Origin of the sequence: Halorientalis regularis (genome assembly GCF_023698535.1) — an archaeon.
In the GTDB taxonomy this organism is placed as follows: domain Archaea; phylum Halobacteriota; class Halobacteria; order Halobacteriales; family Haloarculaceae; genus Halorientalis; species Halorientalis regularis.
This window is the reverse complement of record NZ_JALJCL010000008.1, coordinates 191,612-204,839: the sequence shown is the minus strand read 5'-3', so window position 1 is coordinate 204,839 and position 13,228 is coordinate 191,612. Positions and strand designations below refer to the sequence as shown.

The window sequence follows — 13,228 nt, the reverse complement described above, 5'->3', positions numbered from 1 at the left end:
ACCGTCGGTCGGATGCATCATCCACCGTGACCGATGCGACGGACCCGACTATCGGCGTCCTCGCCCTCCACGCCGGAAGGAGTCGAAGGCCATCTGTAACGCCGTCTCGGCGCTGGGCTGGGAAGCCGGGTGGGCCCGCGCCGAAACCACGGCCGTCGACGTTCAGGGCGGGGCAGTTCTCGAACCGAACGCCGACGCGCCGACCGCCCCGCGACCGAGATCGACACCGGGGAAGAGGAAGCCAGCGAGGGGTGACTACTCGCCGACCACTTCCGCGACGCTCTCTGCGATATCCTCTTCGATCCGCCACAGGTAGAGCGTCGCGAAGCTCCGGTACGGTCGCCAGCGGTTTGCCTCGTCGACCATCTCCGCTCGCGTGAGGTCGGCGTCGAAGAGGGTCTGCATCCCCTTTCGGACGCCGAGATCGCCGACGGGGAACACGTCCTCGCGACCGAGCGAGAAGAGCAGTTGCATGTTCGCGGTCCACGTCCCGACGCCGGTCACGTCGGTCAGTTCCGCACGCACAGCGTCGTCGTCCATCCCTTCGAAGTAGGTCTTGCTCCAGCCCCGCTGCTCGAAGGCCCAGGCGACGTTGTTGACGTAGCGGGTCTTCTGCCGGGAGAGGCCGGCGTCCCGAAGAACCTCGTCGTCGGCCTGTCGAATCCCTGCGGGTGTCACGTCGACGGCCTCGAACAGGCGCTCCCGTGTGGCCGCCGCCGAGGCCATCGACACCTGCTGGCGGAGGATCGACGTAACGAACCGCTGGAAGAAGCCGTCGGCCGGTTCGATGGTCAGGCGGCCGTGGGTCTCGATCAGCGGCCCGAGGTACGTGTCGGTCGCCAGCTCGTCGTGTGGACCTGTCACGTCCCGGCACAGGGGTCGCGCGGCAAAATAGGTTTCCTCAACAGTCGGCCAGCCAGTGGGGCTCGGACTCGGTGCCGGCTGTCCGTTCCGTCGTGTCGTCCCTACCGTCGCGGTCCTCGGCCCGCTCGGTCACCTCGGCGGGGACGCCCGTGGCCGTCGCACCGGCCGGCACGTCCTCGGTGAGGACGGAGCCGGCACCGACGGTCGCACCCTCGCCGATCGTAATCGCGCCCAGCAGTGTGGCGTTCGCGCCGAGGGTCGCACAGTCTTCGATCGTCGGGTGGCGTTTCGTCCGGCGCATGGAGTCGCCACCGAGGGTCACGCCGTGATACATGAGTACGTCGTCGCCGATCTCGGCGGTCTCCCCGATTACGACGCCCTGGCCGTGGTCGATGAACAGCCGGCGACCGATAGTTGCGGCCGGGTGGATCTCCACGCCGGTGAGAAACCGGGCGAACTCCGAGAGTGCGCGGGCGGCCAGCCGGTGGTCGCCGGTCCAGAGGGTGTGGGCGATGCGGTAGAGCCAGACGGCGTGGAGGCCGGGATACAGCAGGGCGACCTCCAGCGCGCTCTTGGCCGCCGGGTCTTTCGCCAGTGCGGTGCGGACGTCTTCGGTGACGTGTTTCCTGATATCGTCGAGTCGGTCGAACATTGTGATGTGTGATGTGGGGCGGGAGGTAGCCGGTGCGGCCAGCGGGTCGAGAAACGAGTCAGCACCGGCAACAGCCCCGCCGACCGGCGGGGCTGGTCGGAAGCGAGCCGGTCACCTGCGTTCGCTGGACGCGCATGGTATCGTATCTCGTCGCCCCCAACCTATAAAGGCTGTCCGGAACGGGTACGGACCAGGGCCGTGCCGTGTCGCGCTACTCGTCGACGGATCGCTCCGGAGTTACATCCCTTTGCCGAGGAGTTCGCGGGCGATGATGTTCTTCTGGATCTCGGTGGTGCCCTCGTAGATCTGCATGATCTTGGCGTCACGGTAGAACCGCTCGGCGTCGAAGTCGTCGACGTAGCCGGCTCCGCCGTGGATCTGGACGGCCTCGTTGGCCACGTCGACGGCGACCCGGGAGGCGTACTCTTTCGCCATCGAGGCCAGCGTGGTCAACTGTTCGTCGGCGTTGTCGACGCTCCAGGCTGACTTCAGGGTGAGTCCCCGCGCAGCCTCGGTGTCGGTGAACATCTCGGCGAGTTTGTGCTGGATGGCCTGGAACTCGGAGATGGGCTGGCCGAACTGCTCGCGCTCCTGTGCGTAGTCACGGGCACGCTCGGCGGCCCCCTTCGCGACCCCGACGGCTTGGGCCGCGACCTGGGTCCGAGTCTCGTCGAAAAACTGCATCTGTTGTAAAAAGCCCATGCCCTCGGTGCCCACAAGATTCTCCTCGGGCACGCGCACGTCGTCGAGGATCAGTTCCGCGGTGTCGGAGGCGCGGATGCCGAGTTTGCCGGTGATCTTGTCGCTCTCGAAGCCGTCCCGATCCGATTCGACGATGATCTGGGAGAAGCCGTTGTAGCGGCCGTCGGCGTCGGGATCGGTGCGACAGAGGACGACGAAGAAGTCGCCGACCGAGCCGTTGGTAATCCACATCTTGTTGCCGTTGATCACCCACTCGTCGCCGTCTTTCTCCGCCCGGGTCGAGATGGAGGACACGTCAGAGCCCGTGTCGGGTTCCGAGATGGCCGATCCCATGATCGCCTCGCCTTTTGCGAGTGGCGGGAGGTACTCCGCTTTCTGGTCTTCGGTGCCGAACCCGACGATAGCTTCGCTCCCGAAGGCCGTCCCGAGAATCGCACCGGCACAGCCCGGGTCGATCGAATACAGTTCTTCGATGATGATCGCGACCTCCAGCGCGTCGTAGCCGGCACCACCGTACTCGACGGGGATCTGGGCTCCTGTCAGCCCCATCTCCGCTCCCTTCTCGATCAACTCGTGGGGCGTCTTCTCTTTCTCGTCGTACTCGCTGGCGATCGGCTCGATCTCGTTCTCGCCGAAGCGGCGCACTTCCTCCCGAATCTGTTGCAGTTCGTCGGAAAGCTCGAAGTTCATTGGCGTCTCCGCTAGTCCGGTAGCTACCAATAAACAATAAAACCGAGGTGTGTTTAACAGTGTTAACCACCTAACTGGGGTCGGAGTTCCCGCGGTTACGACATACCCTTGCCGAGCAGTTCGCGACCGATGATGTTCTTCTGAATCTCGGTGGTACCCTCGTAGATCTGGAGGATCTTGGCGTCACGGTAGAACCGCTCCACGTCGAAGTCGTCGACGTAGCCGGCCCCACCGTGGACCTGGACGGCCTCGTTGGCCACGTCGACGGCGACCCGGGAGGCGTACTCCTTGGCCATGGACGCGAGCTTCGTGATCTGCTCGTCCTGATCGACCGACCACGCGGCCTTGTAGGTCAGGTTCCGCGCGGCCTCGATATCGGTGAACATCTCGGCGAGTTTGTGCTGGATGGCCTGGAACTCGGAGATGGGCTGGCCGAACTGCTCGCGTTCCTGGGCGTATTCCAGGGCGCGCTCGGCGGCACCGCGGGCGAGACCGACACCCTGTGCGGCGACGCCGGTCCGCGTGTCGTCGAAGAACTGCATCTGCTGGAGGAACCCCATGCCGGGCGTTCCGACGAGGTTCTCCTCGGGCACGCGCACGTCGTCGAGGATCAGTTCCGCGGTGTCGGAGGCGCGGATGCCGAGTTTGCCGGTGATCTTGTCGGCCTCGAAGCCGTCGCGGTCGGACTCGACGATGATCTGGGAGAAGCCGTTGTAGCGGCCCTCGGCGTCGGGGTCGGTCTGACAGAGGACGACGAAGAAGTCGCCGACCGAGCCGTTGGTGATCCACATCTTGTTGCCGTTGATCACCCACTCGTCGCCGTCCTTCTCGGCTTCCGTCGAGATTGAGGACACGTCGGAGCCGGCGTGGGGCTCGGAGATGGCCGCACCCATGACGGCCTCGCCCTTGCCGATGGGTTCGAGGTACTTTTCCTTCTGGTCTTCCGTCCCGAACTCCATGATGGCGTCGGCACCGAACGACGCCGACTGGAGACAGAGCGCGATTCCGGGGTCGATGGCGAACATCTCCTCGGAGATGATCGCCGCTTCCAGCATCGAGTAGCCGGCCCCACCGTACTCGACGGGTATCTGGGCCCCCATCAGCCCCATCTCGGCGGCCTTGTCCATGACCTCCTGGGGATACTTCTCCTCGCGGTCGTACTCGGTCGCGACCGGTTTGATCTCGTTCTCACCGAACCGCTGGATCTCGTCTCTGATCTGGTCGATCTCACTGGGAAGCTCGAAGTCCATACACCCCCAAATGGGGTTACAGTATTAATATTCCTTTGCAACCCCTTACCACGGACTGGTGGTTGTTTCGGAACACTGGCGGAGAAAAATTTAGGCCATAGGCGCCGGGATCAGCACCCGACCACATCCCCTGGGTTGTAAACTCTCGACGGCTTACGACATGCCCTTGCCGAGGAGTTCGCGGGCGATGATGTTCTTCTGGATCTCGGTGGTGCCCTCGTAGATCTGGAGGATCTTGGCGTCACGGTAGAACCGCTCGGCATCGAAGTCGTCGACGTAACCGGCCCCACCGTGGACCTGGACGGCCTCGTTGGCCACGTCGACGGCGACCCGGGAGGCGTACTCCTTGGCCATGGACGCGAGCTTCGTGATCTGCTCGCCTTGGTCGACTGCCCAGGCACCCTTGTAGGTCAGGTTGCGGGCGGCCTCGATGTCCGTGTAGGCCTCTGCTAGCTTGTGCTGGATGGCCTGGAACTCGGAGATGGGCTGGCCGAACTGCTCGCGCTCCTGTGCGTATTCGAGCGCGCGGTCGGCCGCGCCCTTGGCGAGACCGACACCCTGTGCGGCGACGCCGACCCGGGTGGCGTCGAAGAACTGCATCTGCTGGAGGAAACCCATACCCTCGGTCCCGACGACGTTCTCCTCGGGCACGCGCACGTCGTCGAAGATCAGTTCCGCCGTGTCGGAGGCACGGATCCCGAGTTTGCCCTTGATTTTGTCGGCCTCGAAGCCGTCGCGGTCGGACTCGACGATGATCTGGGAGAAGCCGTTGTAGCGGCCCTCGGCGTCGGGGTCGGTCTGACAGAGGACGACGAAGAAGTCGCCGATCGACCCGTTCGAGATCCACATCTTGTTGCCGTTGATGACGTACTCGTCGCCATCCTTCTCGGCACGGGTCGAGATGGAGGACACGTCGGAACCGGCGTGGGGCTCTGAGATGGCCGCACCGGAAATCTTCTCACCACGCGCGACGGGTTCGAGGAACTCTTCTTTCTGGTCTTCGGTCCCGAACTCCTGGATGGCTTCGGTTCCGAAGGAGGACGCCACGATACAGAAGCCGATTCCGGGGTCGATGGCGAACAGTTCCTCACAGATGATGGAGGTCTCGAGGACGGAGTAGCCGGCACCGCCGTACTCGACGGGGATGGAGGCACCGAGCAGCCCCATCTCGTTGGCCTTGTCCATGACCTCGTGGGGGTACTTTTCGTCGCGGTCGTACTCTTTGGCTACCGGTTCGATCTCGTTCTCGCCGAAGCGGCGGATCTCCTTCCGGATCTGGTCGATTCCCTCTGGCAGTTCAAAATCCATACGCCACCGTGAGGACTTATGCAACATAATTGTTTGTGATCAGTAGACAACTCGTCAAGCGTTGTTAGTTGCTGGTGCGAATCGGGTAACGATGTTTCCGCCGAGAGTAAACGATAGACGGACTGTAATCCGTTTCTGCGGCCAAAGAAAAACACTGAAAGGGGCTGGCGGAGAGTGTTCCAATGACTCATGCAACTCGAAGATATCGAAACCATCGCGGTGCTTGGCGCCGGGAACATGGGCCACGGCATCGCCGAGGTCGCCGCACTCGCGGGGTACGACGTGCGGCTGCGCGACATCAAAGAAGAGTTCGTCCAGAGCGGCTACGAGGACATCGAGTGGAGCCTCCAGAAGCTGGCCGAGAAGGACACGATCACCGAGGAGGAGGCCGACGCGGCCATCGACTCGGTCACGCCGCTGGTCGACATGGAGGAGGCCGTCGGCAACGCGGACGTGATCATCGAGGCCGTCCCCGAGAAGATGGAGATCAAGGAGGACGTCTACGAAGAGGTCGAGGAGTCCGCGCCCGACCACGCGATCTTCGCGACCAACACCTCGTCGCTGTCGATCACCGACCTCTCGGAAGTCTCGGACCGTCCCGAGCAGTTCTGCGGGATGCACTTTTTCAACCCGCCGATCCGGATGCAGCTGGTCGAGGTCATCAACGGCGAACACACGTCCGACGAGACCATCGAGGTCATCGAGGACCTGGCCGAGGACTTCGGCAAGACCCCCGTTCGCGTCCGGAAGGACTCGCCCGGCTTCATCGTCAACCGTATCCTCGTGCCCCTGATGAACGAGGCCTGCTGGATGCTCAGCGAGGACGTGGCCACCGTCGAGGAGATCGACTCCACGACCAAGTACCACATGGGCCTGCCGATGGGGAGCTTCGAGCTGGCCGACATGACCGGCATCGACATCTCCTACCACGTCCTGGACTACATGAACGACGTGCTCGGTGACGAGTACGAGCCGGCTCCGATCATGGAGGAGAAAGTCGAGAACGAGGAACTCGGCCAGAAGACCGGCAAGGGCTTCTACGACTACGAGGACGGCGACGGTGCCGACGTGCCGACCGACGAGTACAGCGAAGAGGTCGAGGAACGCCTCAACGCCGCCCTCGCCAAGGAGATCGCCAACCTCGTCGGCGACGGCGTGGCCCCGCCCGAGGACATCGACGAGGCCGTCATGATGGGTGCGGGCTTCCCCGAGGGACCGACCAAATCCATCGACGAGTACGGCGTCGAGAAGTGCCTGCACAAGCTCGAGGAACTGTACGAGGAGACCGGTGCGGCCCGCTACAAGCACCCCGACTACCTCGAGGAGGCCGCCGAACAGGGCGGGTTCAACGACGGTGCCGGTGACGACGAGGACAGCGGTCCCGACTTCGAGGTCATCGCCATCGAGCGCATCGACGTGGACGTGCCGGAGGGCCACGACGAGAAGCAGGTCGGGCACATTTTGATCGACCGGCCTCACCGGATGAACACGATCAGCCTCGACGTGCTGGAGGAACTCGACCAGGCCCGAGAGATCTTCGAGGCGGACGAACAGGTTCGCGCCATCCTCATCACCGGCGAAGGTGACAAGGCGTTCTCGGCCGGGGCCGACGTGCAGTCCATGGCCACCAGCGCCGACCCGCTCTCGGCACAGGAACTCTCCGCACAGGGCCAGGCCACCTTCGGCCGCTTGGAAGAGTGCCCGCTCCCGATCGTCGCCGGCATCGACGGCTTCTGTCTCGGCGGCGGAATGGAGCTCTCGATGTGTACCGACATCCGGATCGCCTCCGAGCGCTCAGAGTTCGGCCAGCCCGAACTCGACCTCGGGCTGCTCCCCGGCTGGGGCGGCACCCAGCGCCTCGCCAACGTCATCGGTGAGGGCCCCGCCAAGGAGATCATCATGACCGCCGAGCGCTACGACGCCGAGGAGATGGCGGACTTCGGCTTCCTGCGCGACGTGGTCTCGAAGGACGACCTGTTCGACGAGGCGCGCGACCTCGCCGAACAGCTCGCCCAGGGCCCGCCGGTCGCCCAGAAGATGACCAAGCGCGCCATGCTGAAGGGCCGCGACGACACCGAGGCCGGACTGGAAGTCGAGTCCCAGGCCTTCGGCCACCTCATCGGCACCGACGACGTCATGGAAGGCATGACCGCCTTCATGGGCGACGGTGAGCCCGATTTTGAGGGTCAGTAACCCGAAAAATCCCGGCGAACGCCGTTAGACCGCAGGTCTAACGGAAGTGCGCCGGACTTCGAAGGGCAGTAACTCTTGGAGACGTGGGCCACTTCCGGGGATCGAACGGTCCGCCGTACGACGATTTCTCTTTACTGTCACTCCGGCGGGCTGACGCTTTTTTGATAGCACGCCGAACCGTATGTCGATGGCGACGCGGTATCGAAACGGGTGGTGGCTGGCGGTGAAGTATCACGACGAAGGACTCACGTAGCGCGAGATCGCCGACGAGTGCGACGTCTCGTCGCGGACGATCCGGAAGTGCATGAACCAGTTCGGGATCGAGACGAGCGAGGCGGCGGGTGGGAACCACGGTCTGTACGGCAGCGATCGCGATGCAGAGGTGAAAGAACGGATCTCCGAGGCCTTGAGAGGGCGAGAGTTCTCGGCGGCGGCCAGGCGACGAACGGCGGCATCACACTCCGGAAAATCACACCCGGAAACCGTTCGCGAGAAGATTTCCGAATCGCTGGAGGGACTCGAACGCCCGCTCGAGACCCGTCGGCGGATGAGCGAATCTCGACGTGGGGAAGACAATCCGGCCTGGTGGGCGGCCACGTCAGGAACTACGGTCCGGGATGGAAAGTCGCGCGAACGACCGCCCGACGCCGTGACGAGGTGTGCCAGAACTGTGGACACGACGGCTCGGAGCGCCAACTCCAAGTCCATCACGTCATCCCGGTTCGGGCCTTTCGGGACGGGCCCGAAACGCGGAAGCAAGACGCGCACGACATCGGTAACCTCGTTCTTCTCTGTCATCGATGTCACTCGGAGGCCGAGCACGGGGAACTGGAGTTCGAATCCGAACCGAGGGACCCGCTTTGTGAGTGACACCCATCCCGGGTCCGAAAAGCAGGGTTTATTACTGGACGGCTTTGACGTTGAGTTGCACGCACCGTTGGTGTAGTCCGGCCAATCATCTTGGCCTTTCGACAAAGTATCGGCAAATCTGACCGGCTTTGGAAGATAGCCGAGGACCAGGGTTCAAATCCCTGACGGTGCATTCCTGCCGCTCGCAAACTCGCGAGCGGCGAATGGACTCACGGTGGTTTGAACCACGCGAACACGAGCGTCAGCGAGTGTTCGCCATCGGGTTCAAATCCCCGACGGTGCATTTTCGGGGTGACCGATCCGGAAAGCCGTAGCAGTCGCGTCGCCGGTGTCCTGTCGTGCTGACGACCGGCTCGGCCCTCTTGTCTCCCGTGTCAGGTACCCTTTATTTCACCGGGTCAGGGCGGTGTCGGTGCAGCCGGATTCGGACCGGAGAGCCGCGCACACGGCCACGCCCGTTTCATCTATCATGAACGACCCGGGCATATTTAACGACTGACGCGATATCACAATGCATGGCCCCACCTGACATCGAAACGATCCGAGAGAACGAGCGCGAGTACACCGACGAGGTGATCGAGGAGAACACGCTCCCCGAGATGTTCGAGGACGCGGCGGAGCGGTACGGCGACATCGACGCCCAGATGTACAAGGGCGGGATCTACGAGCGGACACTCACTCCGGAGATCATCGACGAACCCGAGCCGGGCGAATACACGTCGCTCGAGTACGACGAGATGCGAACCCTCGTCAGACGACTGGCGGCGGGCTTTCGCGAACTCGGCGTCGAGAACGACGACCGTGTCGGGATCATGTCCAACCCTCGGATGGAGTGGGCGCTCTCGGACTTCGGACTGCTGGCTTCAGGTGGGACGGTTACTACCGTGTACACCGAGTCCTCGCCGAAGCAGATCAAGTATCTCCTCAACGACCCCGGTGCGACCGGTGTCGTCGTGGAGAACGAGTATCTGCTCGACCGTATCATCAAGGTACAGGACGAACTCAGCCTGGAGTTCGTGGTCGTCATCGACGAACTGGAGAAGTACGACGACGTCGATCAGATCCACACGCTCTCTGAGGTATACGAACTCGGCGAGGAGCGGTTCGACGAGGACGAGTACTGGTCGTGGATCGAGGAACAGGACATGCACGACCTGGCGAGTCTGATCTACACCTCCGGGACGACGGGCAAACCAAAGGGCGTGAAGTTGACCCACCACAACTTCCGGTCGAACGTCAACCAGGTCCGCAAGCGGGTCGGCCCCAGACCCGACAAGGACGACGACGTGCCGTCACTGGATCCCGGCCGTCGGACCATCTCCTTCCTCCCGCTGGCGCACGTCTTCGAGCGCACGACCGGGCACTTCCTGATGTTCGCGTCCGGCGTGACGGTCGGCTACGCCGAGAGCACCGACACCGTCAGCGAGGACATCCAAAAAATCAAGCCGCGTGGCGGGTCGAGCGTCCCTCGTGTGTACGAGCGCATCTTCGACGAGATGCGCGAGCAGGCCAGCGGGTCCGACACGAAAGAGCGAATCTTCGAGTGGGCCGTCGAGGTCGCACGGACGTACGGCCGGGCGGAAAACCCCGGACTCGGACTGAAGATCAAACGCTCCGTCGCCAACCAACTCGTGTTCAAGCAGGTCAAAGAGGAACTCGGCGGCAACGTCGACTTCTTCGTCAGCGGTGGGGGAAGTCTGAGCAAAGACCTCGCGGATCTGTTCAAAGGGATGGGTATCCCCATCTTCGAGGGGTACGGCCTGACCGAGGCCGCCCCGGTCGTCTCGACGAACCCGCCGGAAATCCTCGAAACCGGAACCCTCGGCCCACCCCTGCCCGACGTCGATATCAAGATCGACGAGTCAAAGGTCGCCGACGATCAGTTCGAGGACGTCGCGGGAGAGGTGGGTGAACTGCTGATCAAAGGACCCAACGTTACGGAGGGCTACTGGGAGATGCCCGAGAAAACCGAGGAGGCGTTCACGACCGACGGCTGGTTCAAGACCGGCGACATCGTCGAACGCATCGAACACGACTACCTCGTCTACCACGACCGGCTAAAGAACCTGATCGTGCTGGACACGGGGAAAAACGTCGCACCCGAACCCATCGAAGACGAGTTCTCGACCTCCTCGCGGGTCGAACAGATCATGATCATGGGCGACGACGAGAAGTTCGTCTCCGCCCTGATCGTCCCGAACTTCGACGCCATCAGGCGGTGGGCGTCGAACCGCAACATCGACCTGCCCAACTCCAAAGAGGAAATCTGCGAGGACGAGCGGGTCAAGGAGTGGGTCAACGAGGACGTCCAGCTCGTCAACCGGAACCTCGAGAAACACGAGACCATCAAACAGTTCGAGCTGGCCCACATCGAGTGGACCCCCGAAAACGACATGCTCACCCCCTCGCTGAAAAAGAAGCGCCGCAACATCAAATCCGAGTTCCAGGACAAGGTCACGAAGGTCTACGAAGGCGAGCCGGCGACGGCGGACGACTAGAGGACACGACCACAGGGAGTGTCCCCGGACGGCCGAGCGGTGATGGCCGGGAGTCGAGACGAGGTTCGCACCGTCGCTCCCGCTCTTACCCCATCAACGCGGACAGTACGCGCGATTCGGCTTTTCTGAGGTGTTCGTCGACGGTCGAGGGCGCACAACCCAGTGCGTTGGCGATGTCCTCGTGGGTCGCTTCCCGCGGAATCTCGTAGTACCCTTCAGAGATGGCCGTCTCGAACACTTCGTGCTGGCGTTCGGTCAGAATCGAGAGGATGTCTTCCCGGTCGGGGGAGTACTGGCCGGCCTGTTCGACGGCGAAGCGGACGCCGTCGGGGGTCTCCTCCAGGGCCTTCCGGAGCATCTCGTGGGTGCCGACGATGGTGGTCCGGAGGCCACCCTGGTCGGTGTACTTCAGGGGTGTGTCGATGATGAGCGCGTACTTCTGTGCGAGTGCCATCAGTCCACCCGCGGGCTGGCCGGGCGGGACGTGGAGGTAGAGGTGGAACACGTCGTCCTGCACGTCCAGTACGTCCCAGGCGAGGACCTGGTTCGACTCGTCGATGACCGCTGTCAGTGACTCGGGATCACCGTAGATCCGGTAGAGGAGCACGCCCGTCCCGTCCCCCAGCGAGTTGATGTGCATCAGCGCGTCCCGCGTCACGTCCTGCTGATCGGCGATCAGCTTGTCTGCGGGATGGATTGCCCCGTCTTCCGGCGAAATTGTGAAGTCGAAATACCTCATGTGAGAGTCTCGTTAGCGAACGAATGTCATCGTCCCTTTCGTACACGGCACATTATGTGTTTCGGCACACACCTCCATCGCGGGACGCGATTCCTGCCGCCGCCCGCCGCCGATCTATCACAGCGGAAGCAGCGCGTAAGCTTTAGTTGACTTTAGTTTGTATACTTATGCACGTCTCACGGACCCAGAAGTGGTCAGTGAGACGGGCAGTCTGTCAGCCTGCCCCGAAGTCGGGGATGCTGAACGGGTCCCTCCGACTCCCGGTCTAGAGGTCGCCTGAGAAAGCCCCTCGTCAGAAAGCGAGGGGCGTGGGACTTTCGATCCGGGAGCGCGAAACTCGGGAGTCCACCGACAAGCCCACCGCTTCAGCGGTGGGTTGCTGACTCACACGCAACTGTCACGGTTCTGGTCCGGGGCCCGTCGCACTCGATCAGGAGGACCGACTGCCAGGTACCGAGGTCGGGTTCGCCGTCGACCACTGGCACCGTCACGTCCCGGCCCAGCAACATCGACCGCAGGTGGGCGTCGGCGTTGCCGTCTAACTGATCGTGGTCCCAGCCCGTCTCGGGGACTATCTCGGCGAGTACGGTCTCGATGTCACCCAGCAGGCGCGGTTCGGCCTCGTTGACGCTGATCCCGGCCGTCGTGTGTTTGACGAAGACGGTACAGGTTCCGCTGGCGTCGGCCGGGAGCCTACTCGTCACTCGGTCGGTGATGTCCACGGTCGTCACTCGTTCGTCGGTCGAGACCTCGAACGTCGCGTGGGTGCCCATGCGGGGACGGACGAGCGACGGTCGCTTGAAACCTCGTGTCAGGCGCGGAGCCCTTCGAAGAGGCCGCGGTCCTGTGAGCGAACGTGGAACGCGGCCGAGCCGGTCAGAATCAGGAGGTAAGCGGCCGCGACCGCAGGTGTTCCGATGGCACCCAGTAACGGCGTGCCGATGCTCGCGGCGAGGACGGTCCCGAACCCGAGGATGCCGAGGACGAGGTAGTACTCCGCCCAGGTGATCCCGTAGCGCGGGACCACTTCCATGTACGTCGTGATTTCGGCCGCCCGGTCACGCAGGCGCACCTCCTTCGAGTCGGTGTCGTAGTTGACGATCCCGAGGTCGTCGAGTTTGGGGAGATGGGTCTGGTGGAGCGAGACGTAGACGCTCCGGCGTTTGTCCCGCGGTGCGGGGGATTCACCGGTCTCACGAGTCGCGACTTCCTCCGAGAGGTCGCGGACGCTCAGTGCCCCATCCTGCTCGCGGAGACACTTGATCGCCAGCCGCCGCCGGTCGTTCCGGAGGATGTCGTGAATCTCGCCCGCGTCGAGGTCGGCCTGTCCTTTCGTCTGTGCTCCCATCGATCACCTCCCGGCTCCGTCCGCGTCGCTCGGGACGCGGTCTGACCCGTCTCTAGCCGATAGCATTCTCGATTCGAAAACCGTTCTCTTCGCTGTTAATGGCTCCTAACAACT

11 protein-coding genes and 1 tRNA gene are annotated in these 13,228 nt (G+C 63.3%); 4 read left to right on the top strand and 8 right to left on the bottom strand.

The features are described from left to right. Positions 1–255 precede the first annotated feature (255 nt). The 5 genes from MU521_RS12450 to MU521_RS12430 form a co-directional block, all read right to left on the bottom strand. A complete protein-coding gene (locus MU521_RS12450; RefSeq protein WP_092692719.1) occupies positions 256–864 on the bottom strand; it encodes a DNA-3-methyladenine glycosylase family protein in 609 nt (202 codons plus the stop codon). Between the two features lie 37 nt (positions 865–901). Beyond that, positions 902–1,516: a serine O-acetyltransferase gene (gene cysE, locus MU521_RS12445; RefSeq protein WP_092692722.1), complete on the bottom strand. Its 615-nt coding sequence runs from the start codon at positions 1,514–1,516 to the stop codon at positions 902–904. Between the two features lie 237 nt (positions 1,517–1,753). Further along, positions 1,754–2,908, bottom strand: coding sequence for an acyl-CoA dehydrogenase family protein (locus tag MU521_RS12440; protein WP_250864800.1), 1,155 nt, complete (start codon positions 2,906–2,908; stop codon positions 1,754–1,756). Between the two features lie 95 nt (positions 2,909–3,003). Next, positions 3,004–4,158: an acyl-CoA dehydrogenase family protein gene (locus tag MU521_RS12435; protein WP_250864799.1), complete on the bottom strand. Its 1,155-nt coding sequence runs from the start codon at positions 4,156–4,158 to the stop codon at positions 3,004–3,006. 153 nt (positions 4,159–4,311) lie between these two features. Further along, complete coding sequence (locus MU521_RS12430) at positions 4,312–5,466, bottom strand: acyl-CoA dehydrogenase family protein (protein WP_250864798.1); 1,155 nt, start codon at positions 5,464–5,466, stop codon at positions 4,312–4,314. A gap of 189 nt (positions 5,467–5,655) precedes the next feature. Between MU521_RS12430 and MU521_RS12425 the strand changes: the two genes are divergently transcribed. The 4 genes from MU521_RS12425 to MU521_RS12410 all read left to right on the top strand — a co-directional run bounded on the left by MU521_RS12425 (position 5,656) and on the right by MU521_RS12410 (position 11,027). Further along, positions 5,656–7,659: a 3-hydroxyacyl-CoA dehydrogenase/enoyl-CoA hydratase family protein gene (locus MU521_RS12425; protein WP_092692727.1), complete on the top strand. Its 2,004-nt coding sequence runs from the start codon at positions 5,656–5,658 to the stop codon at positions 7,657–7,659. A 210-nt stretch (positions 7,660–7,869) separates the two neighbouring features. Further along, a complete protein-coding gene (locus tag MU521_RS21825; protein WP_092692729.1) occupies positions 7,870–8,529 on the top strand; it encodes an HNH endonuclease in 660 nt (219 codons plus the stop codon). 61 nt (positions 8,530–8,590) lie between these two features. Next, positions 8,591–8,701: transfer RNA gene (locus MU521_RS12415), tRNA-Glu, on the top strand. Positions 8,702–9,044: 343 nt separating this feature from the next. After that, positions 9,045–11,027: an AMP-dependent synthetase/ligase gene (locus MU521_RS12410; RefSeq protein WP_092692732.1), complete on the top strand. Its 1,983-nt coding sequence runs from the start codon at positions 9,045–9,047 to the stop codon at positions 11,025–11,027. Positions 11,028–11,112: 85 nt separating this feature from the next. On the opposite strand, the gene MU521_RS12405 is transcribed toward MU521_RS12410, so the two are convergent. The 3 genes from MU521_RS12405 to MU521_RS12395 all read right to left on the bottom strand — a co-directional run bounded on the left by MU521_RS12405 (position 11,113) and on the right by MU521_RS12395 (position 13,114). Next, positions 11,113–11,766 (bottom strand): helix-turn-helix domain-containing protein, encoded by a 654-nt coding sequence (locus tag MU521_RS12405; protein ID WP_092692734.1) that lies wholly within the window; start codon positions 11,764–11,766, stop codon positions 11,113–11,115. A 365-nt stretch (positions 11,767–12,131) separates the two neighbouring features. After that, entirely contained in the window at positions 12,132–12,539 is a 408-nt protein-coding gene (locus tag MU521_RS12400; protein ID WP_092692736.1) for a secondary thiamine-phosphate synthase enzyme YjbQ, read from the bottom strand. Positions 12,540–12,577: 38 nt separating this feature from the next. After that, positions 12,578–13,114, bottom strand: coding sequence for a DUF7344 domain-containing protein (locus MU521_RS12395; RefSeq protein WP_092692738.1), 537 nt, complete (start codon positions 13,112–13,114; stop codon positions 12,578–12,580). Positions 13,115–13,228 lie beyond the last annotated feature (114 nt).